Origin of the sequence: Candidatus Nitrosopumilus sp., from assembly GCF_965262695.1 — an archaeon.
In the GTDB taxonomy this organism is placed as follows: Archaea; Thermoproteota; Nitrososphaeria; order Nitrososphaerales; family Nitrosopumilaceae; genus Nitrosopumilus.
This window is the reverse complement of sequence record NZ_OZ253550.1, coordinates 435,606-456,649: the sequence shown is the minus strand read 5'-3', so window position 1 is coordinate 456,649 and position 21,044 is coordinate 435,606. Positions and strand designations below refer to the sequence as shown.

General features: G+C 32.8%; 29 protein-coding genes. 19 read left to right on the top strand and 10 right to left on the bottom strand.

The window, feature by feature from the left end; translation table 11 throughout:
• Positions 1–19: 19 nt before the first annotated feature.
• The 3 genes from ACQY2P_RS02895 (at position 20) to ACQY2P_RS02885 (ending at position 1,552) form a co-directional block, all read left to right on the top strand.
• Complete coding sequence (locus tag ACQY2P_RS02895; protein WP_428327262.1) at positions 20–568, top strand: hypothetical protein; 549 nt, start codon at positions 20–22, stop codon at positions 566–568.
• A 42-nt stretch (positions 569–610) separates the two neighbouring features.
• Entirely contained in the window at positions 611–898 is a 288-nt protein-coding gene (locus tag ACQY2P_RS02890; RefSeq protein ID WP_428326909.1) for a hypothetical protein, read from the top strand.
• 87 nt (positions 899–985) lie between these two features.
• Positions 986–1,552 carry an NADPH-dependent FMN reductase gene (locus tag ACQY2P_RS02885; RefSeq protein WP_428326908.1) on the top strand — a complete coding sequence of 189 codons (567 nt, stop codon included), beginning with the start codon at positions 986–988 and terminating at the stop codon, positions 1,550–1,552.
• A 75-nt stretch (positions 1,553–1,627) separates the two neighbouring features.
• On the opposite strand, the gene ACQY2P_RS02880 is transcribed toward ACQY2P_RS02885, so the two are convergent.
• The 4 genes from ACQY2P_RS02880 to ACQY2P_RS02865 form a co-directional block, all read right to left on the bottom strand.
• Complete coding sequence (locus tag ACQY2P_RS02880; RefSeq protein WP_428326907.1) at positions 1,628–2,551, bottom strand: transcription initiation factor IIB; 924 nt, start codon at positions 2,549–2,551, stop codon at positions 1,628–1,630.
• Between the two features lie 9 nt (positions 2,552–2,560).
• Positions 2,561–2,806 carry a hypothetical protein gene (locus ACQY2P_RS02875; RefSeq protein ID WP_428326906.1) on the bottom strand — a complete coding sequence of 82 codons (246 nt, stop codon included), beginning with the start codon at positions 2,804–2,806 and terminating at the stop codon, positions 2,561–2,563.
• Between the two features lie 287 nt (positions 2,807–3,093).
• The gene (locus ACQY2P_RS02870; RefSeq protein WP_428326905.1) at positions 3,094–3,375 is read right to left on the bottom strand and encodes a DNA-binding protein; all 282 of its coding nucleotides are present in this window, start codon (positions 3,373–3,375) and stop codon (positions 3,094–3,096) included.
• Between the two features lie 142 nt (positions 3,376–3,517).
• A complete protein-coding gene (locus ACQY2P_RS02865; RefSeq protein ID WP_428326904.1) occupies positions 3,518–3,646 on the bottom strand; it encodes a CxxC-x17-CxxC domain-containing protein in 129 nt (42 codons plus the stop codon).
• Positions 3,647–3,771: 125 nt separating this feature from the next.
• Here ACQY2P_RS02865 and ACQY2P_RS02860 point away from each other — a divergent pair, with 125 nt between their 5' ends.
• From ACQY2P_RS02860 to ACQY2P_RS02845, 4 genes are all read left to right on the top strand, one after another.
• Complete coding sequence (locus tag ACQY2P_RS02860; protein WP_428326903.1) at positions 3,772–4,086, top strand: translation initiation factor eIF-1A; 315 nt, start codon at positions 3,772–3,774, stop codon at positions 4,084–4,086.
• A 234-nt stretch (positions 4,087–4,320) separates the two neighbouring features.
• On the top strand, positions 4,321–4,455 hold the full coding sequence (locus tag ACQY2P_RS02855; RefSeq protein WP_428326902.1) for a hypothetical protein: 135 nt from the start codon (positions 4,321–4,323) through the stop codon (positions 4,453–4,455).
• Between the two features lie 174 nt (positions 4,456–4,629).
• On the top strand, positions 4,630–5,484 hold the full coding sequence (locus ACQY2P_RS02850) for a transcription initiation factor IIB (RefSeq protein WP_428326901.1): 855 nt from the start codon (positions 4,630–4,632) through the stop codon (positions 5,482–5,484).
• A 16-nt stretch (positions 5,485–5,500) separates the two neighbouring features.
• Positions 5,501–6,061: a TATA-box-binding protein gene (locus tag ACQY2P_RS02845; protein ID WP_428326900.1), complete on the top strand. Its 561-nt coding sequence runs from the start codon at positions 5,501–5,503 to the stop codon at positions 6,059–6,061.
• Position 6,062: 1 nt separating this feature from the next.
• On the opposite strand, the gene ACQY2P_RS02840 is transcribed toward ACQY2P_RS02845, so the two are convergent.
• Entirely contained in the window at positions 6,063–6,236 is a 174-nt protein-coding gene (locus ACQY2P_RS02840; RefSeq protein WP_428326899.1) for a hypothetical protein, read from the bottom strand.
• 68 nt (positions 6,237–6,304) lie between these two features.
• Here ACQY2P_RS02840 and ACQY2P_RS02835 point away from each other — a divergent pair, with 68 nt between their 5' ends.
• Entirely contained in the window at positions 6,305–6,445 is a 141-nt protein-coding gene (locus ACQY2P_RS02835) for a hypothetical protein (protein WP_428326898.1), read from the top strand.
• A 215-nt stretch (positions 6,446–6,660) separates the two neighbouring features.
• Here ACQY2P_RS02835 and ACQY2P_RS02830 read toward each other — a convergent pair whose 3' ends face one another.
• On the bottom strand, positions 6,661–7,041 hold the full coding sequence (locus tag ACQY2P_RS02830) for a hypothetical protein (RefSeq protein ID WP_428326897.1): 381 nt from the start codon (positions 7,039–7,041) through the stop codon (positions 6,661–6,663).
• A gap of 1,548 nt (positions 7,042–8,589) precedes the next feature.
• Between ACQY2P_RS02830 and ACQY2P_RS02825 the strand changes: the two genes are divergently transcribed.
• Positions 8,590–8,877: a hypothetical protein gene (locus ACQY2P_RS02825; protein ID WP_428326896.1), complete on the top strand. Its 288-nt coding sequence runs from the start codon at positions 8,590–8,592 to the stop codon at positions 8,875–8,877.
• A gap of 376 nt (positions 8,878–9,253) precedes the next feature.
• Entirely contained in the window at positions 9,254–10,051 is a 798-nt protein-coding gene (locus ACQY2P_RS02820; protein ID WP_428326895.1) for a class I SAM-dependent methyltransferase, read from the top strand.
• A gap of 216 nt (positions 10,052–10,267) precedes the next feature.
• On the opposite strand, the gene ACQY2P_RS02815 is transcribed toward ACQY2P_RS02820, so the two are convergent.
• Positions 10,268–11,131 carry a prohibitin family protein gene (locus ACQY2P_RS02815; RefSeq protein WP_428326894.1) on the bottom strand — a complete coding sequence of 288 codons (864 nt, stop codon included), beginning with the start codon at positions 11,129–11,131 and terminating at the stop codon, positions 10,268–10,270.
• A gap of 106 nt (positions 11,132–11,237) precedes the next feature.
• On the opposite strand from ACQY2P_RS02815, the gene ACQY2P_RS02810 reads away from it, so the two are divergent.
• On the top strand, positions 11,238–11,639 hold the full coding sequence (locus ACQY2P_RS02810; RefSeq protein WP_428326893.1) for a hypothetical protein: 402 nt from the start codon (positions 11,238–11,240) through the stop codon (positions 11,637–11,639).
• Here the strand turns inward: ACQY2P_RS02810 and bioD are convergent, their stop codons facing one another.
• Entirely contained in the window at positions 11,640–12,326 is a 687-nt protein-coding gene (bioD, locus tag ACQY2P_RS02805) for a dethiobiotin synthase (protein WP_428327261.1), read from the bottom strand.
• Positions 12,327–12,406: 80 nt separating this feature from the next.
• On the opposite strand from bioD, the gene ACQY2P_RS02800 reads away from it, so the two are divergent.
• Entirely contained in the window at positions 12,407–12,592 is a 186-nt protein-coding gene (locus ACQY2P_RS02800) for a hypothetical protein (RefSeq protein ID WP_428326892.1), read from the top strand.
• A 24-nt stretch (positions 12,593–12,616) separates the two neighbouring features.
• Here ACQY2P_RS02800 and ACQY2P_RS02795 read toward each other — a convergent pair whose 3' ends face one another.
• A complete protein-coding gene (locus tag ACQY2P_RS02795) occupies positions 12,617–13,045 on the bottom strand; it encodes a universal stress protein (protein WP_428326891.1) in 429 nt (142 codons plus the stop codon).
• 155 nt (positions 13,046–13,200) lie between these two features.
• Here ACQY2P_RS02795 and bioA point away from each other — a divergent pair, with 155 nt between their 5' ends.
• Both bioA and bioB read left to right on the top strand, forming a co-directional pair.
• Positions 13,201–14,481, top strand: a complete 1,281-nt coding sequence (gene bioA / locus ACQY2P_RS02790) for an adenosylmethionine--8-amino-7-oxononanoate transaminase (RefSeq protein WP_428327260.1) — start codon at positions 13,201–13,203, stop codon at positions 14,479–14,481.
• Positions 14,482–14,554: 73 nt separating this feature from the next.
• Complete coding sequence (gene bioB / locus ACQY2P_RS02785; protein ID WP_428326890.1) at positions 14,555–15,535, top strand: biotin synthase BioB; 981 nt, start codon at positions 14,555–14,557, stop codon at positions 15,533–15,535.
• 53 nt (positions 15,536–15,588) lie between these two features.
• Here bioB and ACQY2P_RS02780 read toward each other — a convergent pair whose 3' ends face one another.
• Positions 15,589–16,281: a matrixin family metalloprotease gene (locus ACQY2P_RS02780; RefSeq protein WP_428326889.1), complete on the bottom strand. Its 693-nt coding sequence runs from the start codon at positions 16,279–16,281 to the stop codon at positions 15,589–15,591.
• Between the two features lie 214 nt (positions 16,282–16,495).
• On the opposite strand from ACQY2P_RS02780, the gene ACQY2P_RS02775 reads away from it, so the two are divergent.
• The 5 genes from ACQY2P_RS02775 (at position 16,496) to ACQY2P_RS02755 (ending at position 21,018) form a co-directional block, all read left to right on the top strand.
• Positions 16,496–17,620: an aminotransferase class I/II-fold pyridoxal phosphate-dependent enzyme gene (locus ACQY2P_RS02775; RefSeq protein WP_428326888.1), complete on the top strand. Its 1,125-nt coding sequence runs from the start codon at positions 16,496–16,498 to the stop codon at positions 17,618–17,620.
• A 201-nt stretch (positions 17,621–17,821) separates the two neighbouring features.
• Positions 17,822–18,556: a cytochrome c biogenesis CcdA family protein gene (locus ACQY2P_RS02770; RefSeq protein WP_428326887.1), complete on the top strand. Its 735-nt coding sequence runs from the start codon at positions 17,822–17,824 to the stop codon at positions 18,554–18,556.
• 4 nt (positions 18,557–18,560) lie between these two features.
• Complete coding sequence (locus tag ACQY2P_RS02765) at positions 18,561–19,670, top strand: redoxin domain-containing protein (protein ID WP_428326886.1); 1,110 nt, start codon at positions 18,561–18,563, stop codon at positions 19,668–19,670.
• Positions 19,671–19,761: 91 nt separating this feature from the next.
• Entirely contained in the window at positions 19,762–20,412 is a 651-nt protein-coding gene (locus tag ACQY2P_RS02760) for a Snf7 family protein (protein WP_428326885.1), read from the top strand.
• A 306-nt stretch (positions 20,413–20,718) separates the two neighbouring features.
• Positions 20,719–21,018, top strand: coding sequence for a hypothetical protein (locus ACQY2P_RS02755; protein WP_428326884.1), 300 nt, complete (start codon positions 20,719–20,721; stop codon positions 21,016–21,018).
• The last annotated feature ends 26 nt before the right edge of the window (positions 21,019–21,044 follow it).

Sequence of the window (21,044 nt, the reverse complement as noted above, 5' to 3'; positions counted from 1 at the left end):
GCCAAAAGTTGGAACAGGAATGGATGAAGAAGTAAATCCCATAAAGGATTACCTGTTTGAATATGTCAAAAGTTCACAAACAATACCCGAGTTAATTTCTCAGAAAAAATTTGATGCAGTAATTGATGAGATCATTACAAATTGTTATGATAAAGTAATTTCCATGGATGAAAAAGATGTTGCATTAGGAATATTTGCCACAGGAATATTGCATTATTTACTTACTAATGCATTGTTGAACAGTCAAAGAAAAGTAGAGTATGATGGAATAGAGGTAGATATTGTAGTACCTGACATCAAGACTTTGGAAAAAGACTCTAAGATGAGCCTCGTAATTTGTATTCCAAAATCTTCAGACAAACAAGTGATAGAAGAGAAAATCACACAACTAGAAAAGATTCAACCAACAAAAGAGAACATATGGATAATTCTGTCTGAAAATGTACCATTAGACAAGAAAACGTTTGTGTTATCAAAAGAAAACTCATCTTTTTCAAAAATTATCTTTGAGATAGCACAGTTTAGCAATGTCATCGGGGCAAACAAGTTCAAAATTTTACGAATATGATACAAAAAAGAGAATAAATATCAAAAATACTATACCTAAATCATGGCATCAATTATTGTAATTCCAATAATTATCGTGGCAATAGTAGGACTGACAGGGTATTTGGTGTACAAATATGGAATGTATGACTATTTTTGTAAAAGATCAGTGAATCAAACACTACAAAAATACAATATCCAAAAAACACCTTCTCAAATAATCAAAGAGTATTACGAAGACAAAGGTGAGAAGAAATCCCATAAAGAAATTCAAAATTTGGAGAAACACTATAGGCAAAAAGAGCCTGATCAGTTCCTTGCAATGTATGATGCAATTAGAGAGAGAAAATAATACATATTTTACAAACCAAAAATTTGCATTCTACTATGAAGTTACTTTTGGAGAAAACTTTATCACATAATTTTGAAGTTTTTTGGTATGAATATATCAGTAATTTTAGGTTCAGTGAGAAGCGATAGAAATGGTGAAAAAGTTGGTCATTATATTACAAAAAAGATTCAAGATAGAGGACATGATGTATCATTAATTGATCCAATACAATTGGACTTACCACTTTTAGATAGAATGTATAAAGAAATGGAAAATCCTGAACCTAAATTTCAAAAATTACAAAACATGATAGTTTCTGCTGACGGATATGTTCCAATTACTCCAGAATACAATCACACGATATCTGCAGCATTAAAGAATACTCTTGATTATTGTCTTGAAGAATATTTTTTCAAACCTTCTGCCATAGTGTCTTATTCTGTGGGTTCTTTTGGAGGAATAAATGCCGCACAACATTTACGACATATTTTTGCAGAATTAGGTTCTCCCTCAATTCCATCTTCACTACAAATTTCCAAAGTACATGAAGCATTTGATGAAAATGGAAATCTTTTACATCAAGAATATGAAAAAAGAGTTGGGCGTTTTCTTGACGAATTTGAGTGGTATCTTACAGCATTAAAGAGTCAAAGAGAACAAGGAACTCCTTATTGAGGTCATAGATATGTACACGTGATTTGGCCAGTATTATAAGGCCAAAATTAGACGCAAATAAGTTGGAAGAACAGATTAAAGATTACCTAACTTGAGATTTTGTTGTTTCTTCAATCCTTTGAATCTATTTCTTATAGTGACTTCAGTAACATTTGCAGCTTCTGCAAGGTTTCGTTGAGTTATAGAATCACCATTTTTAATACATGATACATACAAGGCAGTTGCAGCAAGTCCCATTGGATCTTTTCCAGCTGATTCTTTATTGTCTTGTGCTTCCTGAAGTACTTTGATTGCATATCGTTTGGTTTTTTCTGAGAGTTCCAACTTACTTGCAATTCTGGAAATACATTGGATGGAGTTTACTACTGGCATTTTTAGTTCCAATTCATGGTGCAACAATCTATAACATCTAGCAATATCTTTTCGTTTTACATTAGCAGCATCAGATATGTCATTTAATGTTCTAGGCGTCTCAGTATCTCTACATGCAGCATAAAGAGATGCGGCAATCATTGCAGAAATGGATCTTCCACGAACTAGTTTTTTCTCTAATGCCTTTCTATACAGATATGCAGCCTTTTCAAGAACATTTGAAGAGAGTGCAATCTTGTCTTTCATTCTAGCTAATTCATTAAGTGCTTGTCGTAGATTCCTGTCTACAGGTTCACTAGATTGGCTTCTGCTATCCCAGGTTCTCAGTCTTTCAATCGTATTTTTCATAGAAGATGAAAGAGGCTTTCCAGTTGCATCTTTGTTAATTGGATTAATTACAGTAGCTAATCCCATATCATGCATCAAAAGCGAAGATGGAGCCCCAGTTCTTGCAGGATTTGCACCGCTTTCTGTTTGAAATGATCTCCATTCAGGACCCGATTCGTTTATTTTTTCAGATACAACATAACCACATTTACTACAAAATTGTTCTCCTGTAACATCATCAGTCAACAGAGAATTTTTTCCGCAACGCAAGCAGTTAGAATCTTTTGTTAAAGTTACCATGAAAGTTGCTTACACCGCCACCTTTTCTATTGAGTTTTTGTCAAGAGACGTGTTTTCATCAGAATTTTGAGACTCTGAATCAATTTCAATATCTCCTAGTACAGTATCTTCAGATATAGTACCATCAAGTGTCAATGCATCACGAAATTTCGTGTACAAAGTTGTATCCATTTTAGTTTTGAAAAATAGAAATTCTAATTCTAATCTCTTTAATCTGTTCATCTCTGCTAGTTCCTCTTCTATTCTTTTTGTCATGATTTTATTTCCAATTCATTGCACTTAAGGGGTAGTATTTTTCTGGAATCAATTACATTCCTTAGATTAGACACACAAGCGTAGCAAATCATTTCTTTGAACAGTCACACCCGCAATCAAACATTCCAGCTTTTCCCATACATTGATCATGATGCTCATTATAGCATTTGTTACAGATCACCATGAGATTTTCCTTTTTTGTGAGTTTTTTCATGTGCTAATACTTTTTCAAAGGTATCAGGGAATCCTTCCCATGTAAATTTACAATATCTACATTGATATTTCATTTACTTTCCTCTCTTTGAGATTGGAATTTCAATAGTAGAAACATCTCTGCGTCTTCCATCTTGAGATTCAAGTGATTCAGAACTAATATTCACACATCCTACTTCAAATGCATCTGTTTTCTTTAAGAGAACTTGAGTGACGTCTACTGCAAGTCCAATACTGTGTCCTCTGGCTTTGATAGTAATGGTATCCAATGTAGCTAATTGAATTATTGCAGAAGTAACGTATGACATTAACGGCTTTTTACCGATAAAAATTGTATCAGTTGTATTATCTAACATACAAACTGGGGATAAAGGCCTCATTTAAACGGGGACACGACATATAGTCGTAAATTTCAATAAATGAAAATAAAAGAGATTTTGAGAATATCTAAAAATAATTCAGTTTAAAATTAATCAAACGAAACTAATCTAAAATTTTCTACTTTCTGTGTTTTGGTAAACATTCTTTACAATATACAGGTCTGTCGGGTTTTGGTTCAAAAGGAACTTCAGAATCTTTTCCACAATCAGAACATGTACATTTGTACATTTTTCTGTCTTCGGACATAATTACTGGGAATTTCTTCCTTATAATAACAAGAGTATTTGAGTGAAAAGGTGAGTGTTAAAAGAGTTTCAAAATTATTGGTGCGCAATACCAACGTTAATAGCATAAACAATTTGTAAAATGCGTTGGGAAAACGTCAAGTAAAAAACGAAAAGGCACTAAAAGAAATCAAACTTCCTGAAACTAATGAAGAGATGTTTGGCAGAGTTATCAAAATGATGGGAGGGGAAAATCTCATGGTAAAATGTCAAGATAAAATTGTAAGAGTAGGTAGAATTAGAGGCAAATTAAAGAGAAGGGTTTGGATTAGAGACAATGATGTAGTAATAATTGCACCTTGGGAATTTGGAAAAGTGGCAAAAGGGGACATACTTTGGAGATACACATTACCACAAGTAGAATGGTTAAAGCAAAACAAACACATTCCATTAGATTTTTAGATTCAAATTGTAAAAATCTGAGTCATTAGTGGGAGTTATTAACAGAGGTTTTATCTAGTAAGTATGGTTGATGTTGTAATTTGCTCAAATTGTGGTTTATCATATTCTACTCAAGAGAATGATTCATGTACTCATTGCAATTTTACCCTTAAAACAAACCAAACCTGATCATACTTGTAAAAAATTATGAGTTATTCAGTTTTTGCTTAAATAGAAACAATTGCATAATAAAATATGGTTCAATTGTACATTTCAAATGAAACAAAGCGAAGAATGGAAAATATTGTTGGAATTACTAACACAAGAGATGGAGACTATTTTGTAAATAGTTTAATCGATATTCTAGAAAAAAAGAATAGACAAAGATAGTGTGCTTAGATACGAAAAATCAGTATAACTTCTAATGATTTTGACAACGATCATAGAAAAGATATGAAATACGCCCCTTCTTATAGGAAACAAACTATTCAATAACGGAATGATTTTTTGGTTTTAGAGATTATCAATGTAGATAGTGTTTGCAAACGTTGTGGGAAAAATTCCATGTTAACTGATAATGATACTGGAGAAAGATTTTGCGGCAAATGTGGTTATGTTATTTCTGAAGAATTACAAGATTCAGGGCCAGAGTGGAGATCTTTTTCAAAAGAAGGAGCTACAGACCCAACTAGAACAGGGCCTCCAACATCACTTGCCATGCATGATAGAGGACTTGCCACAATCATTAGTCCAAGTAACAGGGATTCTTCAGGAAAACCACTCTCATCATCTATGAAAAGTACGATTGAAAGACTGAGAACCTGGGATAGCAGAAGCAAGGTCAATGCATCTGCAGATAGGAATCTCAGACAGGCATTAACTGTATTAGCGATGCTAAAAGACAAACTTTCACTTTCTGATTCAGTAATTGAAAAGGCTGCATATCTGTATAGAAAGGCATTAGAAAAGGGACTCGTTAGAGGCCGTTCAATTACAGGAATAATTGCCGCATCTCTTTATGCTGCATGTAGAGATACTGAGACGCCTAGAAATCTAAAAGATGTTGCAGAAGCTGCAAATGTTAACAGAAAAGATATTTCAAGATGCTACAGAATACTGCACAAAGAATTGGAACTAAAAATGCCAGTTGTTGATCCAATCCAATGTATTTCCAGAATTGCAAGCAAGCTTGGAATTACAGAAAAGTCAAAACGTTATGCATGCAAAATCCTACAAACAGCACAAGAACATGAGGAACTAGCTGGAAAAGATCCAATGGGACTTGCTGCGGCTGCATTATACATGTCATGTGTAAAACATTGTGAAGATAGAACCCAAAGAGATGTTGCAGAAGCTGCAAATGTTACTGAAGTAACAATCAGGAATCGATACAAAGGTCTAAGGATAAATCAAGGTTAAGAAATAAGACAGAGTCATGGCACAAACTAAACCAAAAATCGAAATAGTCAACGTAGTTGCATCTGCAACAATAGAGCAAAGATTAGATCTTTTAGACATAGAAAAAAAATTTCCAGGAGTAGAATATCATCCAGAACAATTTCCAGGGGCAGTTTTTAGACTTCAGGAACCAAAGACTGCCACATTACTCTTTGGTTCAGGAAAGATGGTAAACACTGGAGGCAAATCAGAAGAGATGTCAGTTAAGGCGGTAAACAAAGTTGTTCAGAAATTAAGAAAGGGTAAGATCAAAATAAAAAACAAACCAATAGTTACAATTCAAAATATTGTGTCCTCAATTAATCTAGGAGGTAAAGTTAACTTGGAACAAGCAGCTCGTACTCTTCCGAGAAGTATGTATGAGCCAGAGCAATTTCCAGGATTGATTCACAGGATGCTTGATCCAAAAACAGTAATTCTGATTTTTTCATCAGGAAAATTAGTCTGTGTGGGCGCTAAACTTGAAGCAGAGATACATCGCTCTGTTAATCAAATTCATAGTTTACTTGAAGAAAAAAATTTAATGATGTACGATTGAGTTACTCTTTATAGTGAACCAAAAGTGAATCGCCCATAACAGGCATAACAGCAATTATGTTTTCACCTTTTTCAGATAAGAATTCATTCACTACATCTTGAAGATATACACCCTCAGACAAAGTCTTTGTCTCAAAATAACGAATTTTATGAATCATTGTTGATAGTAAATGCATTAACAAGTCTATTATACTTTGAAGACAAAATCTTGGTTTTCCTAAATACTAGTCTGATGGACAATAGTATGAACTGTAATAAGAAAAGCGAAGCACATGTTTGGAGATATTCTAAACATAACAAAATCCGAAGATGTCTAAAATGCAAAACAAGAATTCCAATTACTGAAAAGGAATATTATCTCAAATGGGGTATGCATGAAAATTAAACAAAAATAAAATTATTCTGTCTTAAATGTGAGATATTTTCTTGAGCATTCAATACTACAAAATTCTCTATTTTTACCCAGTGGTCTTTTACAAATTAAACAAACTCGAGTACCAGACATATTTTCTCAAAGAGTATCATTTAACGCACATTCCGTAGAACAATAATTGCTTGCACGATTAAAGAATTCCTTTCCACAATTCCTGCATTTGAGATTCAAGATTGACTCTCTTCCAAGGCTTGATTTATCCGGTCTTGGTCTATGTTTACTTCTTGTCTTCCAATGATTACCATAGTTTTACTAAATTCATGTAATTTTTCATGTAAGAAATGAGATATTTCAGAGGATTGGGATTTTTCATCCAACACTCCAAAAACCAGTACTATGTCATGTGGTGCATCTTCTTTATTCCTATAGATGTATTCTTTGAGCCTACACTCGATTTCGCCTCCAATTAGAATTGATCTTGAAATTGTAAATTTTGCCTCTTTTGAATTTTCTTCAATATCAAAGATTTTGTAAACTACTGGTATCGGATTTCCAATTACTCTTACAATGATGGGAATTTCTGTGATGTTTATTTTGGATTGATTCATAATATTTTCAAATTTTCTCCATTTTGAAAAAACTATGATTAAAATTTAAACAAAAATAATTCATTCAGTTAGCCTAGACATATTCTGTTTTGTTCTAAATTGAACTAAACTACAAAAAATCATTCCACAATGTAACGTCCTTTCTTACCTATAAACTGGCCTAATTGCTATTATGTTCAACATCAATTGCACATTTTCAAAGTATAATAGACCAGATACAAATAGAGATGAAGAAAAAACTTCTACAACATAGTATTTTGGTGATGTTTTGTTGATTGTAAAAATTACTTTGTCAGGAATTCTGAGGTTCCCTGATTTCCATAAAAGGGGAAATACTAGAAAAGACCTCTGGATGTATGTCTAATCAGTTATACTGTGAAGTATGTCACAAGCTAAAATTTCCAAGACATGCTAAACAAAGTAAGTGTGAGTGTAAAAACTGAAGATGTATGTTTTGGTCAACGTACAAAAAATAGTAAGAATGTTGAAATGATTGTATATTGCCGAATAATTGATGTTTTTTACGACTAATTTAAAAGAATCTTGCATTTTTGCATCATTACGCCGGTATATATCACAGATAAACCATCTAATGTATGTTCGAAAAAATAATTGAAAAACTGAAATTTGGTTCTTGTAAAACAAAAACCGTTAGTGACGCAAATACCTCCAAAGAATTTGAAAAAAAGAAACCAAAGAGTGCAGACAAATAATGACATATCATTGTAAACAATGTAATTTCACTTGGGATGCAGCTGAAGGAGACATACAAAAATTATTTCTTCATGAAAAGACTCATCAAAAGAAGGTTTCATCGTAAATGTTAATTTGTTACAAGTACTATGATGAATCTCACGATCAATGTATGAGAAAAACTAGTGTGTGTGACTGAAATTGTGGGCATTTTAAAAAATGAAATATCGATGCAGTAAATGCGATTTTAGTTGGGAAGGAACTTCGTACACATTTGATAAAGTACGTGAACATGAAAAAACTCACTTGAAAAAAAACTTAGAAAAACAGGATCTAACATAATGTCTATTTCTCCTAAAGGGACAAACATCCCAGGCACATATAGAAAATGCGAAGATACAGACTGTACTAGATTGATCCCATGTCCACATGTCCGATGTCAAGAACATCGCACGGATATGGCAGTCAAAGATTGGGTTGTACAACACAAGGAATCGTAACTAATTTTGGTATACAACACAGCAACACAAGATACATGTCCTCATGATGCCAAAGTCAAACTGGCAGGATATTCTGGAATCTATGAGTGCACTAGATGTCACAAATTCATTCGTATTGCATTATGATGATTGTAATCTATGTTTGTTTCTTATCACAAATCAATCATTCATCGGGTTTATTATCATAGGAACTAACCAGTATTGCCTTCAATAGGTTTGTAGGTAAAACCAAACTAGACACATACGGAAACAAAAACATTCACAATTCTTTGAATTTTCTTCTGGAGTGCAATCTATGTAAGAAAATGTTTTTGCATTATTGTAACTTAATTAACTAGAAGAATCAATATAACATATGTCACTTACATCAAATTCTTTAATTGATATTTTGGATGAAATTGAAAATGAACTGACGAATCAGATTTCATTGGCAAATGGCATCGATAACAAAATAGATACAAAAAAACTTTTACAACAGTCAAAAATTTTGGATGATGTTATTCTGACATCTGAAATTACCAAAGAACACAAATCCATGTTGCAGAAATTTTCGTTGACTCTTCATGACAGTAATACTACGAAAAGTCTCAGATATGAGAGACAAGATCTTGGAAGAGTTATTGACAACTTAAACGGAATCTAGATTTTAGTGTGATTTTTTTAAAAGTTCATTAAAAATACAAATTACTTCATATCAACCACTGGTTTATAGGGACGAACAGTGTTTACACTACAGAATGATTTTTTGGAATTCAGTTCAATTTAGAGTTATGAAAACTCGAGTCTCTCTAGGCTCAATTAATGAATAATTACACTTGTATCTATAATTGCACATATTCAGAGTTAGACAAAAATAATATCCAAATAGAGAATGTAAGAACTTTTTCAAATATTGTGGAAATGGTGTTTTCATAGTTGTTTAGATTAAAATTTCTGAGTCGTGATCAATCATCTAATATCGTAATAGTAATTACATTGTTAGGATTGTCTGTGCTGTTTGTGTATTTTGGGTTAGAACGATGAATATAACAAGAGAAATTGCATTTATTGAAAAAAAGACAGATAGTCATTTTTCAAAGATTGCCTCAACATATAGAAATTTGAGAACAACAGATTCAGAACACATACAATACATAAAAAATAATCTTGAAAAAAAATCAAAAATAAACATAGCGGATGTTGGCTGTGGAGATGGAAGATATTCGTTAGAACTTTTAAGATGTTTGAAAGATAGATGTTACATTTGTTGTATAGATGCTAATGAAGACATGCTTATGCATTTGAAAGATTATTTAACAGAAAACAATACGACAAATTTTTGTATTAGACCTGGAAATGCTAGCAAATTACCTTTAGAAAATGACACAATGGATTGCATTGTAACATTTAATGCAATACATCATTTTGAGATTCAAAAATTTTTAGCAGAAGTTCAAGAATGTCTCAAAGATGATGGACGCCTATTTGTATACACCAGACTGAGAAGTCAAAATCACAAAAGTGTCTGGGGAAAGTATTTTCCAATATTTGCAGATACAGAAGACCGTTTGTATGAATTAAATGAATTAGAACAACAGATTCAAAATGCAGGTATGAATTTATGCTCTACCAAAATATTTACACATTTGAGAACGTCTACTCTAGACAGATTAATCCATCAAGCCCGAAATCACCATTATTCTACATTTTCTCTTTACGATCAGGAGACGTTTGATGAATCTTTAAAGATATTTCAACAAAACATTAAGAAAAATTTCAAGAATTTAAAAAAAATTACATGGCATGATGAGAATATTCTATTAGAAATTAAGAAATAATAATGATTAAGAAAAAATGCGACAGATGTGGTTCTGTATTAGGTGTTGAAAGTAAGAAAACAAAGGAAAAATTTTGCGGCAAATGCAAAAAAAAATTTCAATTATATCGGCAATAGTTTTGATATTTTGGCAATCAACACATACACAGAGATAAAAAAGATGATTATATCTACATAGTTCTAAGATTTAGTTCTAAATCATAGTAGATTGAACGGATTATGGTCTTACTGGAATCTGAATAAACGGAGTTCCGCCTTCACCAACTACCAAAGGTAATTTTCCATCCCATGCCTGAGTCTTTAACCAATCTAAATAATTTGGATTCTCAGCAAGTGCTTTGTTGATAATTGCAATTGCTTCAGCTTCACCTTTTGCCTCTGCAATGTTTGCATTAGCAAGACCAATTGCATTTGCTTCACGTTGTCGTGCTTCAACTTCAATTCTTCTCAAATCGTTTTCTGCTTTGAGGGCCTTTTGTTCTGCTTCTACTTTGGATTCAATTGCTTGAGCAAATAATGGTGAAAACTCAAAGTCAGTAATTGAAATTACTTCAGTTACTACATCAAATTGGTTTAATCTATCTCTAATTGATGATTCAATATCAGCTTTTACTAGAGGTCTTTTTGTAATTAGTTCTTCAGCATTATAATTTGCAGTTACTTGTTTTACTGTTTCTTCAATTGCTGGTTGAATAACTCTATTTTCATAGTCTAATCCCAGATTCTTGTACAATCTATGTACTCCTTCTTTGTCAGGATGATAGTTTACAGTAACAGTAGTCTCTACTGTTTGCAAGTCTTTAGATGCACTTCTGGCATCATTTGCATATTTTAGCGTACGAACTTCAATGTTTACAACTTCATCTTGGAAAGGAACTACAAAATGCAGGCCTTCTTCAAGTGGAGGTTGGGTTAAATCAACTGCATTCCAATGTAGTAATACTCCTCTGTGACCAGAATCTACAATTTTTACTGAAGCAGTTGCTACAACTCCAACTATAATTAAAATCACAATTGCCACTGCAACTCCTTTTGCGGCACTCATATTCACATTCATGCTAGGAGATTGGTATTTTGACATCTATTCCAGTATGCATTTACTACTATTATACCATCTGTAAAATCCAATTCAGGTACAGATCATATCTAAAATGAACAAATTTATCCCAAGAAACTCAAGTAATTACATGGCAGACCCAAATTTTTCTTGGATTTATCTAATAATTTTCTTGGCCATTCCATTATCAAGAATCATACCAAGAATACTTGCAAAAAGAAGACAAGCAAATGGCAATTATTCAACTTTTGAAAAACCACCTCAAGAAAATGTAGATGTGATTAGACTAGAACAAGAACCACCATCAAGAGCTCAAACTAAAGACATGCAAGTTTTAGGAATAATGCATCAAGGAGCTAATACTTTTGAGAAAATTCAAAGATCAGTAAAAATGGAAAATAAAGAACTTGATTCAATATTGCAAGATTTGGAAAAAAGAAACCTCATCAAAGTAGTACAAAAACAAGGAATGTTTGGACCAAAAGTTGAACTTTATTCTACGGATAAAGGATTCAAAGAATATTATTCATAATCATTTAAGCAAGGTATTCAAATCAATATTTTTCTTGAAGATTCTATTTAGTGATGCATCGCTCATGTCTTTGATAAATGGAATAGAACCCAAGACCTTAACTCCAGTTAGGTTTTCTAAATCCCTTTTGAGATTTTTTACGGGATAGCCATCATCATCAAAATCATTAATGATTATTCCTTTGACTGGGATTTTGTATTTCTCACACATCTTAATTGTCATTATTGTATGATTTACAGTTCCAATCTTACTCCTAGTTACAATTACGGTAGGAATTTTCATCTCCTTAATCAGATTTGTAATGTAATAGTCTTTGAGAATGGGAGTCATTATTCCACCCATTCCTTCTACAAGAATCATTTCATGAAGTTTTGATAATTTTTTAAAACTAGACAAAATAGTAGAAACTTTTGGTTTTGTTTTTAGATTCTTCCAAGCAGTATAAGGAGATGCAGGAATTGGGAAGAATTGAGGATTTACTAAATTTTCAGGATCAGATGTTTGTGCAGCTCTTGTTAAAATTTCAACATCTTCAGATTTGTAGCCTTTTTTCTGAGCAGCGCCAGCTGCAAATGGCTTCATTACACCAACATCTACATGTATTTTACGTAATGCAACTGCCAATCCTGCTGTGATGTATGTTTTACCAACATCAGTATCAGTTCCAGCAACAAAGATAGATTTCATCAAACATTTTTTAGAATAATCCATTGATTAACTCATCGGTTGGGCTATATTGTTAAAAACATCCACAGGAAATTGTAATCATGACAGATGATTTTCAAGATTCTGACAAATATGAAACAATAACAATAGAGTCCAAAGTCAGGGAAGGGGTTTTTCACAAAGTGGTCAAAGATTTGGAAAGTGGAAAAGCAGTCTCTTGTTCTTGCAAATGTTGGAGTAAAGGTGGAAAGGCTTGTGCTGCAATGAGAAGTATTGGTGTTGAATAATTCAAATCCATAATGTTTTGAGGGTTATTTTACTATAGTAACAGGTGCTTTTGCTTTATGAAGTACAAAATTAGAGGTACTACCAAAAAATAGTTCTTTTGGAAATCCCATTCCTCTAGAGCCTATAACGATTTGATCAATCCTATTTGCAGGATTATTGGCAAATGTAGTTAAATCAATACCCGAAGTATGACCGCCTATGACAATTCCTTCAAATTTAATTTTATTTTTTTCAACTTTTTTCTGGGCGATATTCATTAATTTTCTTGCGTCCTGTTTCCATTTTTTTGTTGGAAGTACAGGTGTACGTACAGCAGAAAAGGCACTAAAACTAGTATCACTATGAACACCAATTATTATGGAATCAGATTCTTTTGCAAAAGATATTGCTTTGTCTAACCCCCTTAGGGAGTTTTTAGAACCATCCAAACAGACCATTATTCTTTTAGCCATATACCTTACACGTTACATCACTTGTTTAATTCTAATAAAGAGAAAATACGATTTTCAAATTTGAATACACAAGACTGGATAGTATAGGTTAATTATTAAGATCTAAAATCAAAGTAAATCAGTTGAAAAGTTCTGTTTGGCATCCAAATACCCAGATGAAAGAATGGGATTCCTTTGACAAGATTACCAAAGCCAAAGGAATGTGGCTTATAGACTCTAAAGGGCATAAAATGATTGATGCTGTAGCCTCAATGTGGTGCAATGTTTGGGGCCATTCTAATCCTCAATTAGTAAAAGCAATCACAAATCAAAGCAAAAAACTACAACATTCATCCATGTTCAACATCACAAATGAGCCTGCAGAACAATTAGCAGAAAATCTCGTAAAAATATCACCAGGGATGAACAAAGTATTCTATTCAGATAATGGTTCATCGGCAATGGAGATTGCAATTAAGATTGCATTACAATACTGGAAAAACATCGGAGAAGAAAAAACAGAGATTGCAACTGTAGAAAACGGATATCACGGAGACACATTTGGGGCCATGTCAGTAGGATATGTTCCAGAATTTTTTGGCAAATTCAAAAAACAACTATTCAAAACAATACAATTTCCAGTTCCAAACAAATACAGATTGCCAAAAGGTTACACTTTATCAGATTACCAAAATCAATGTCTAGAAAAAATAGAAAAAAAGTTTTCAAAAAATAATAACATTGCAGCATTTGTAATGGAAAGTGGTGCACAGATGGCAGGAGGAGTCATCATTTATCCAAAAGGATTCCAAAAAAAGATCAGTCAGTTATGTAAAAAACACAATGTATTGTTTGTACTAGATGAAATTGCAACAGGGTTTGGTAGATTAGGATCAATGATTCAATATGAAGAACAAAAATCTATTCCAGACATTGTAGCATATGGCAAAATGTTAACAGGAGGATATCTTACAATGGCCGCCACTCTATCAAACAAAAAAGTCTATGATTCATTTTCAGGTGAATTTAATGATTGGAAACATCTTTTCCATGGACACACATACACAGGAAACCCACTTGCAGCATCAGTTGCAAATGAGAACATCAAAATGTACAAGAAAAACAACTTGATTAAAAAAATCCAAAAAACATCCAAAGTGTTTGAAGAATATTATGATGAGATTTCTGAAATTGATATTGTAGGGGATATCAGACACAAAGGAATGCTCATGGGAATAGAACTAGTTACAGATAGAAAGAAAAAGACCCCAATCCACCCAAAAAGATCAATTAACAAGATTTTCTATGAAACAGGAAAGAAAAATGGAATCTATCTTAGAACTCTAGGTAACATAGTCATGCTTGTGCCTCCTTTAGCAATATCTGAAAGAGAATTGAATTCACTACTAAAACGCACAATTAAGACAATTCAAGATACAAGGTCACAAGTAATCTGACTGTTAACCCCCTATAGGCTCATGGGTTAACCTTTCCATTATTGTTATAAATGGAAAATATCTGTATCAAATTATGAATACTCTAGAATTCATTAAAGAGTGTCAAGAAAAAGTATTTTCAGGAAATCACATAACTGCGGAAGATGCTGAAAAATTACTAAATACTCCAGAAGAGAATCTCGGAGATTTGGCAAAATGTGCAAATGAGATAACCCGAGATTTTAATGGGGAGAAGGTAGATGTTGAGCAATTAAACAATATTAAAAAAAATGCATGTAGTGAAGATTGTACATTTTGTGGACAATCTGCATTCTTTGATACAGGTATTGAGACATATCAATTGCCATCACCTGAAGAAGTGGTATCAAAAGCTCAAAAGGCAAAAGATGAAGGCGCAGAATCATATTGTCTTGTTGCAGCATGGAGAGAGCCATCAAAAACAGATTTTGAAAAAGTTTGTAAAATTATTACTGAAATAAATCAAAAAGTTGGAATTAGTGTTGAGTGTAGTCTAGGATTTCTTACACAAGAACAAGCAAATAAACTCAAAGATCTCAGAGTTAAAAGATATAACCACAATTTAGAGACTGCAAAATCAAAATTTCCAGAAATATGTACCACTCACACATATGAAGACAGATTGAAAACTTTGGGTATTGCAAGAGATGCGGGATTAGAATTATGCACAGGGGGGATTATAGGGTTAGGAGAAACAAGAGAGCAGAGACTAGAACTAACATTAGAACTGGCAAGACTTTATCCTGAAGAAGTGACAATCAACATTTTGGTGCCAGTACCAGGAACTCCTTTGGAGTTACAAACAGACTTGCCAAATTCTGAAATTGTCAGAATGTTTTCAGTGATCAGATTTTTACTTCCAGAGTCAGTCATTAAAATCTCAGGGGGAAGAGAAACTAACCTGGAGGATTCAGGCGAGGAATTACTTCAAAGTGGAGCAAATGGTATCATTACGTCAGGATATCTCACCATGGGTGGAAATGAAGCTCAAAAAGATCACGAAATGATTGAAAAGATAGGTCTAAAATCACAATAAAAAATTAACAGTTGATATTGTAATTAAATAAATATTCAAAATTATATTTTAGATTACTTGCATTCGGTAAAGTTATCCTCATCATCATCATACAAATCTCTAATAGCATCTATATGACATTCAGAGATGTATGGAATTTCAGTAAGAATCATGTTTGCCATTAAATCATCAGAATCAATAGAATGTCCCAAACCAAGGGCATGTCCAAATTCATGTCTAATGATGGTTGTCAAATCAGTGGCAGACAAGCTTTCTACATCATAAATCATAATGTGTGATTGTAAAATTTCATCATTATGAGTAATGACTCTAGCATATCCAGAATACCCTTGAGATTCTTTATGATTTGAAAATTGAATTACAATATTTTTTTCATTGGTTAATGAGGAAACAATGTTAAATTTTGCAGGGATTGTATTTGATGTATCCATGTTACTAGCAGCAGTCAATGCACCTTCCCATCCAAAGTAATAGATAGATTTTGAATTTTCTAAATCAGTTTCAAGTAGACTTCCTAATTCAACAGAATCATGGGATTTTATAGCATAAACAACTGCATCGAGTTGATCATCAGTTAACAGATGACTATCTAAAAAGACCACATCTAATTCTTCATCAGGTAAAACATCCCAAAATGCAGAAGTGATTATTCCTTTATTGTCTAGAGAAAGAAATTTTGATGTTAATGGTGCAACTGCATCAGTGTTTTGAATAAAACCAGATAATGAGATCATTAGAAATCCCACTAAAACACACGAAAAGATCTTTGAATTTAGGGTAATTTTCATATTTTTGACCTATTTCCCAGAGTTGGGAATAAGGTATAAAGTTACCTATTTCCCAGAGTTGGGAATAAGGGTAGTCAGGCACAAAATGAGCCTTTTTGGAGAAGATTCTAGAATAAAATGGGGCAAATCAAGCCCCATAGGCATATAAGATTTCGGTAAGAAAGACTAGGCCTTGAGAAGCAAATTAGATTTTGTCGATACAGAATTACTCAAAATTAAACAAGACAATCTGTATAGAAAATTAAAGTTTGGAAAAATTCAAAATGAATTCATCACAATTAACGGTAAAAAATTATTAAATTTATGTTCAAATGACTATCTAGGATTACCAATAACAAAACTACAAACAAATCAACTTCAATCAAGTTCAAGACTAGTTTCAGGAAATGACGAGTCATACAAAAAATTAGAAAAAGATCTTGCAAAACACAAATCTCAGCAAAACAGTTTGATTTATCCTACAGGCTACATGGCAAATATGGGTGCAATTTCTGCAATTGTAAAAAAAGGGGATTTGATTCTAAGTGATGAGTTAAACCATGCAAGTATTATTGAGTCATGTAAATTGACTGACGCCAAAGTTTCAATCTACAAACATAACGACATGCAGGATTTGCAAAAAAAGTCAAAACAAAAAGTAAAAAACAAGTTTATCATAACGGAAGGAATCTTCAGTATGGATGGAGATTTGTCATCACTTAAACAAATTACAGAGATTGCCGATAAAGCCAATGCAATAACAATTGTAGATGACGCACATGGAGACTTTGTAATTGGAAAAGATGGGAAAGGAACACCAAATCATTTCAATGTTGGAAAAAAAATTGATTTGTATATTAGCAGTTTAAGTAAAGGACTTGGATCGTTTGGAGGATATGTTGCAGCACAAAATAATGTAGTTGATTTGTGTATAAACAAATCAAAATCATTCATTTACACATCTGCATTACCATCATTTTTGGTAAAACATTCCCTAAAGCGATTTGAATCAAACAGAGAAAAACAAAGAAAGAAGTTAGAAAAAAACACAAAATCATTATCAAAAGGTCTAAGAGAAATAGGTTTTGAGATAAATTCAGAATCTCAAATAATTCCAATAATTATAGGAGATGAGAAATCAGCGATGGACTTTGGGAAATTTTTGCTTGAAAATGGAATATTTGCACAACCAATCAGATATCCAACCGTGCCAAAGAACCAAGCAAGATTAAGAATATCAGTCACAGCATGGCTAAAAGACAAAGATATTGAGAGAGCCCTTGAGATATTTGAAAAAGCATACGTAAAATTCTGCTAATTATCTCGAAGCGTCAAAACCGCCAAACATTGGTGAGCCAATAAAGACGGCAGCCACAACAACGATACCCAAAACAATACCAACTATTACGAATCGTTTGTTCATACCAAAATTAGGCGTAACCCAGTTAAAAACGGATTGTATTGATATTTGGTAAAAATCTGGAAGAACGCTTTAAAGTAAAATTTGTAAATTTAATTCATGGCCGAAATAACTCTGGCAATTGCAGCTCTTGCTGGACTTGGATCGTTTGTAGCTCCTTGTATTTTACCCATGATTCCCGCATTTCTTGCATATATTTCTGGAACTACGCTTTCAGAATTAAATCAAAATGGAAATCAAACTACAAAAGTAATCAGTAGGGCAAATATTATTTTCAACACAGTCTTCTTTGTGTTAGGATTTACAACTGTATTTGCAATTTACAGTGTAATAATTAATAGTATTTTTTCAAATGTAGGTAACGAACTTACATCTACGTTCAATATGATAGGAGGTACAATAATTATTTCATTTGGAATATTCTTGATGCTCTCAATAAAAATTAGAAGACTAAACATCGAGAGAAAAATTGTTCCAAAAGGAATGAAAGTCAGTTATCCGTTTTCATTTATTTTTGGATTAGCATTTGCAGCTGCATGGACTCCATGTGTTGGTCCAGTGTTAGGAACAATTTTGACTTTGGCCGCAGCAACACCAGCTCATGCACTAAACATAATGTTGATGTATTCTTTAGGATTAGGAATTCCATTTATTCTAATGGGGGTATTTCTTTCAAGAGGAACAAAACTCATTAAAAAAATGAACAAACATCTGAAATATTATAACATAATTTTAGGAGGATTCATTATTATGTTGGGAATTTTAGTTTTTACAAATCAATTAGCATATATTGCAAACTTTCCTCTTCTTAACGAACTGGTGTTACTAGGGTGATTAAATGAAATCAGAAATTAAAACCGCATTAATTTTAGGAATTGTTATTGCCATAGGAATAGGAATTACAAGTATTGTTTTTACTACAATTGAAGAGAATATTCAAACAGTCAATAATTTTGATGATGGAAATTCTGTTAGTAAAATAGACAAATCAGGCTTCAAAAAGGCACCGGACTTGGTAGGAATTGCCCACTATCTGAATACCACACCTGAAGGATTAGTAAAAGAAATTGAAGGTAAAGTAGTGCTGTATGACATTTGGACATATAGTTGCATTAATTGTATCAGGACTTTGCCATACATCACAGCTTGGGATGACAAATATGCTGATCAAGGATTGTTAATTGTTGGAATACATTCTCCAGAATTTGAATTTGAAAAAGTTCCTGAAAATGTACAAATGTCAATTGAAAAACATGGAATCAATTATCCAGTTGTAATGGACAATGACATGGAAACATGGAAAGCATTTGAAAATAGATACTGGCCAAGAAAATACATTGCAGATCACGAAGGTTACATAAGATATGATCATATTGGTGAAGGAGGTTACCAAGAGACTGAGAAAATTATTCAACAGTTAATCAAAGAGAGATCAGATGCATTAGGAATTCAAACGGCATCTGCATCTTCATTAGTAGATATAGAAGAATTTGAACACTCGTTATTTAGAACTCCAGAGTTGTATTTTGGATATTACTTTGCACAAAATAGAAACCAATTAGGAAGTGAAGAAGGATTCCAACCAGAAAAAATAGTTGTGTATGAAGAATCAGACAAGATAGAACTACACAAATTCTATCCGATTGGAACATGGCAAAACCATGAAGACAGTATGGAGTTGATTTCAGAAACAGGTGAGATAAAATTACTATACAATGCAAAGGAGGTAAACATTGTTACTGCAAACAATGCAGAACTAGAAATTTATCTTGATGAAGAACCATTACCAATTCAATACTCTGGTAGTGATATTACATCAGGAAATATTCTAAATGTTTCAGAGCCAGGATTGTACAATATAATCAGCAGTGAAGAAAGCGCATCACATGTCTTAGAGATCAAAGTCAAAGGCAAAGGATTCCAGATATTCACATTTACCTTTGGATAGTGTAACCATAACTATCTGTCACTTCAGTGACACTAGCTAGGGTGACAAATCTCTTTAAAACAAAATTTTGGACCAATATCGAGAATCAAACATGCTAAGCAACTCTTGGAACAAAACACAGGGAGAAAGTATATCCCAAAAAGTTATGGGAAAAGTAAAGCCTGATGAGCCACTAAAGAACAAAATTGACTTTGCACAAAAAAAATTACAGTTTCAAATTACAAAATTAGAAGGAATTAACGAAAAATTACGAGTAAAACATGATCAAATTTTTGAAAAAATAGTTTCAGCTCATAAAAGTAACAAAGGCGCCTATGCTCAAGCATATGCAAATGAATTGGCACAAGTTAGAAAGATGAAAAACATGGTAAGTGGTGCCAAACTTTCAATGGAACAAGTCAAACTTAGACTAGATACAGTATCCGAGTTAGGAGATGTAGTAGTAACACTTAGCCCATGTATGTCAATAATCAAGGGATTAGCCCCATCACTTAATGGAATCATGCCAGAGGCAAATGCATCAATGCAAGACTTGTCATCAGTACTAGGAGATGTAATGGCAGGTTCTTCAGTAGAATTAGGAGACACCATGAGTGTAGGTCCAGAGACCAACGCAGACACATTGGCAATCTTAGAAGAAGCACAAGGAGTCATTGCAGGTCAAACCAAAGCATCAATCCCAGATGTTCCAGATTCTCTCAAACAACAAATTGTTGAGAAGAAAACAGACGTCTTTATCTAAAATTTCCTAAAAAATTTTTAAAAAATGAACCATTGGAAAATTGAATGTGGACGCTATGCCAATAGTAATACATCCATAGACGTCAAGTCAGGGCTAATGTAATATCCAATTTTTCCAATGGCTGATCTTGAATGACTTGTAAAGGAACGTCAGACATTGATTTCAAGATCATATGTATTTAGAAAATTAAATTATTAAAAATGAATGAAGGTTTTATTTTGGTATTTCATTTTGGTATTTTACAATGGTATAACATAAGCACAGATTCTTCAACATATTTAATTAAAAAAATCATTATTGCACAGTATGAGTGATGAAAAAAAACCTTGGGTACTTGTAAGTAATATTTCAAAAGATACCAATCCACAAGATTTAGAAAGAATTGCCCCTCAAATCACTGCGTTAGTTGATGAATGGCAGTCTCAAGGAAGAATCATGTGGTCGGGTGCATTTGATAACCAAGTATCATCAATGGCAGTGTTTGAAGCAACAGAACAAGAAGCAAAAGAGTTTTTCAAAAAATATGAAAACATTTGTTCAGGTGTTTTAGGATATTATCTCTATCAATGGGATGCAATGCCACTTTTATCAATTCTATCAAAATAAAAGATAGATTTTTTTAAAAACATCAT

Coding starts and splice junctions, on each gene's coding strand:
- ACQY2P_RS02895 (WP_428327262.1), top strand. CDS start 20: ATGGATGAAGAAGTAAATCCCATAAAGGATTACCTGTTTGAATATGTC.
- ACQY2P_RS02890 (WP_428326909.1), top strand. CDS start 611: ATGGCATCAATTATTGTAATTCCAATAATTATCGTGGCAATAGTAGGA.
- ACQY2P_RS02885 (WP_428326908.1), top strand. CDS start 986: ATGAATATATCAGTAATTTTAGGTTCAGTGAGAAGCGATAGAAATGGT.
- ACQY2P_RS02880 (WP_428326907.1), bottom strand. CDS start 2,551: ATGGTAACTTTAACAAAAGATTCTAACTGCTTGCGTTGCGGAAAAAAT.
- ACQY2P_RS02875 (WP_428326906.1), bottom strand. CDS start 2,806: ATGACAAAAAGAATAGAAGAGGAACTAGCAGAGATGAACAGATTAAAG.
- ACQY2P_RS02870 (WP_428326905.1), bottom strand. CDS start 3,375: ATGTTAGATAATACAACTGATACAATTTTTATCGGTAAAAAGCCGTTA.
- ACQY2P_RS02865 (WP_428326904.1), bottom strand. CDS start 3,646: ATGTCCGAAGACAGAAAAATGTACAAATGTACATGTTCTGATTGTGGA.
- ACQY2P_RS02855 (WP_428326902.1), top strand. CDS start 4,321: ATGGTTCAATTGTACATTTCAAATGAAACAAAGCGAAGAATGGAAAAT.
- ACQY2P_RS02850 (WP_428326901.1), top strand. CDS start 4,630: ATGTTAACTGATAATGATACTGGAGAAAGATTTTGCGGCAAATGTGGT.
- ACQY2P_RS02845 (WP_428326900.1), top strand. CDS start 5,501: ATGGCACAAACTAAACCAAAAATCGAAATAGTCAACGTAGTTGCATCT.
- ACQY2P_RS02840 (WP_428326899.1), bottom strand. CDS start 6,236: ATGCATTTACTATCAACAATGATTCATAAAATTCGTTATTTTGAGACA.
- ACQY2P_RS02835 (WP_428326898.1), top strand. CDS start 6,305: ATGAACTGTAATAAGAAAAGCGAAGCACATGTTTGGAGATATTCTAAA.
- ACQY2P_RS02830 (WP_428326897.1), bottom strand. CDS start 7,041: ATGAATCAATCCAAAATAAACATCACAGAAATTCCCATCATTGTAAGA.
- ACQY2P_RS02825 (WP_428326896.1), top strand. CDS start 8,590: ATGTCACTTACATCAAATTCTTTAATTGATATTTTGGATGAAATTGAA.
- ACQY2P_RS02820 (WP_428326895.1), top strand. CDS start 9,254: ATGAATATAACAAGAGAAATTGCATTTATTGAAAAAAAGACAGATAGT.
- ACQY2P_RS02815 (WP_428326894.1), bottom strand. CDS start 11,131: ATGTCAAAATACCAATCTCCTAGCATGAATGTGAATATGAGTGCCGCA.
- ACQY2P_RS02810 (WP_428326893.1), top strand. CDS start 11,238: ATGGCAGACCCAAATTTTTCTTGGATTTATCTAATAATTTTCTTGGCC.
- bioD (WP_428327261.1), bottom strand. CDS start 12,326: ATGAAATCTATCTTTGTTGCTGGAACTGATACTGATGTTGGTAAAACA.
- ACQY2P_RS02800 (WP_428326892.1), top strand. CDS start 12,407: ATGACAGATGATTTTCAAGATTCTGACAAATATGAAACAATAACAATA.
- ACQY2P_RS02795 (WP_428326891.1), bottom strand. CDS start 13,045: ATGGCTAAAAGAATAATGGTCTGTTTGGATGGTTCTAAAAACTCCCTA.
- bioA (WP_428327260.1), top strand. CDS start 13,201: ATGAAAGAATGGGATTCCTTTGACAAGATTACCAAAGCCAAAGGAATG.
- bioB (WP_428326890.1), top strand. CDS start 14,555: ATGAATACTCTAGAATTCATTAAAGAGTGTCAAGAAAAAGTATTTTCA.
- ACQY2P_RS02770 (WP_428326887.1), top strand. CDS start 17,822: ATGGCCGAAATAACTCTGGCAATTGCAGCTCTTGCTGGACTTGGATCG.
- ACQY2P_RS02765 (WP_428326886.1), top strand. CDS start 18,561: ATGAAATCAGAAATTAAAACCGCATTAATTTTAGGAATTGTTATTGCC.
- ACQY2P_RS02760 (WP_428326885.1), top strand. CDS start 19,762: ATGCTAAGCAACTCTTGGAACAAAACACAGGGAGAAAGTATATCCCAA.
- ACQY2P_RS02755 (WP_428326884.1), top strand. CDS start 20,719: ATGAGTGATGAAAAAAAACCTTGGGTACTTGTAAGTAATATTTCAAAA.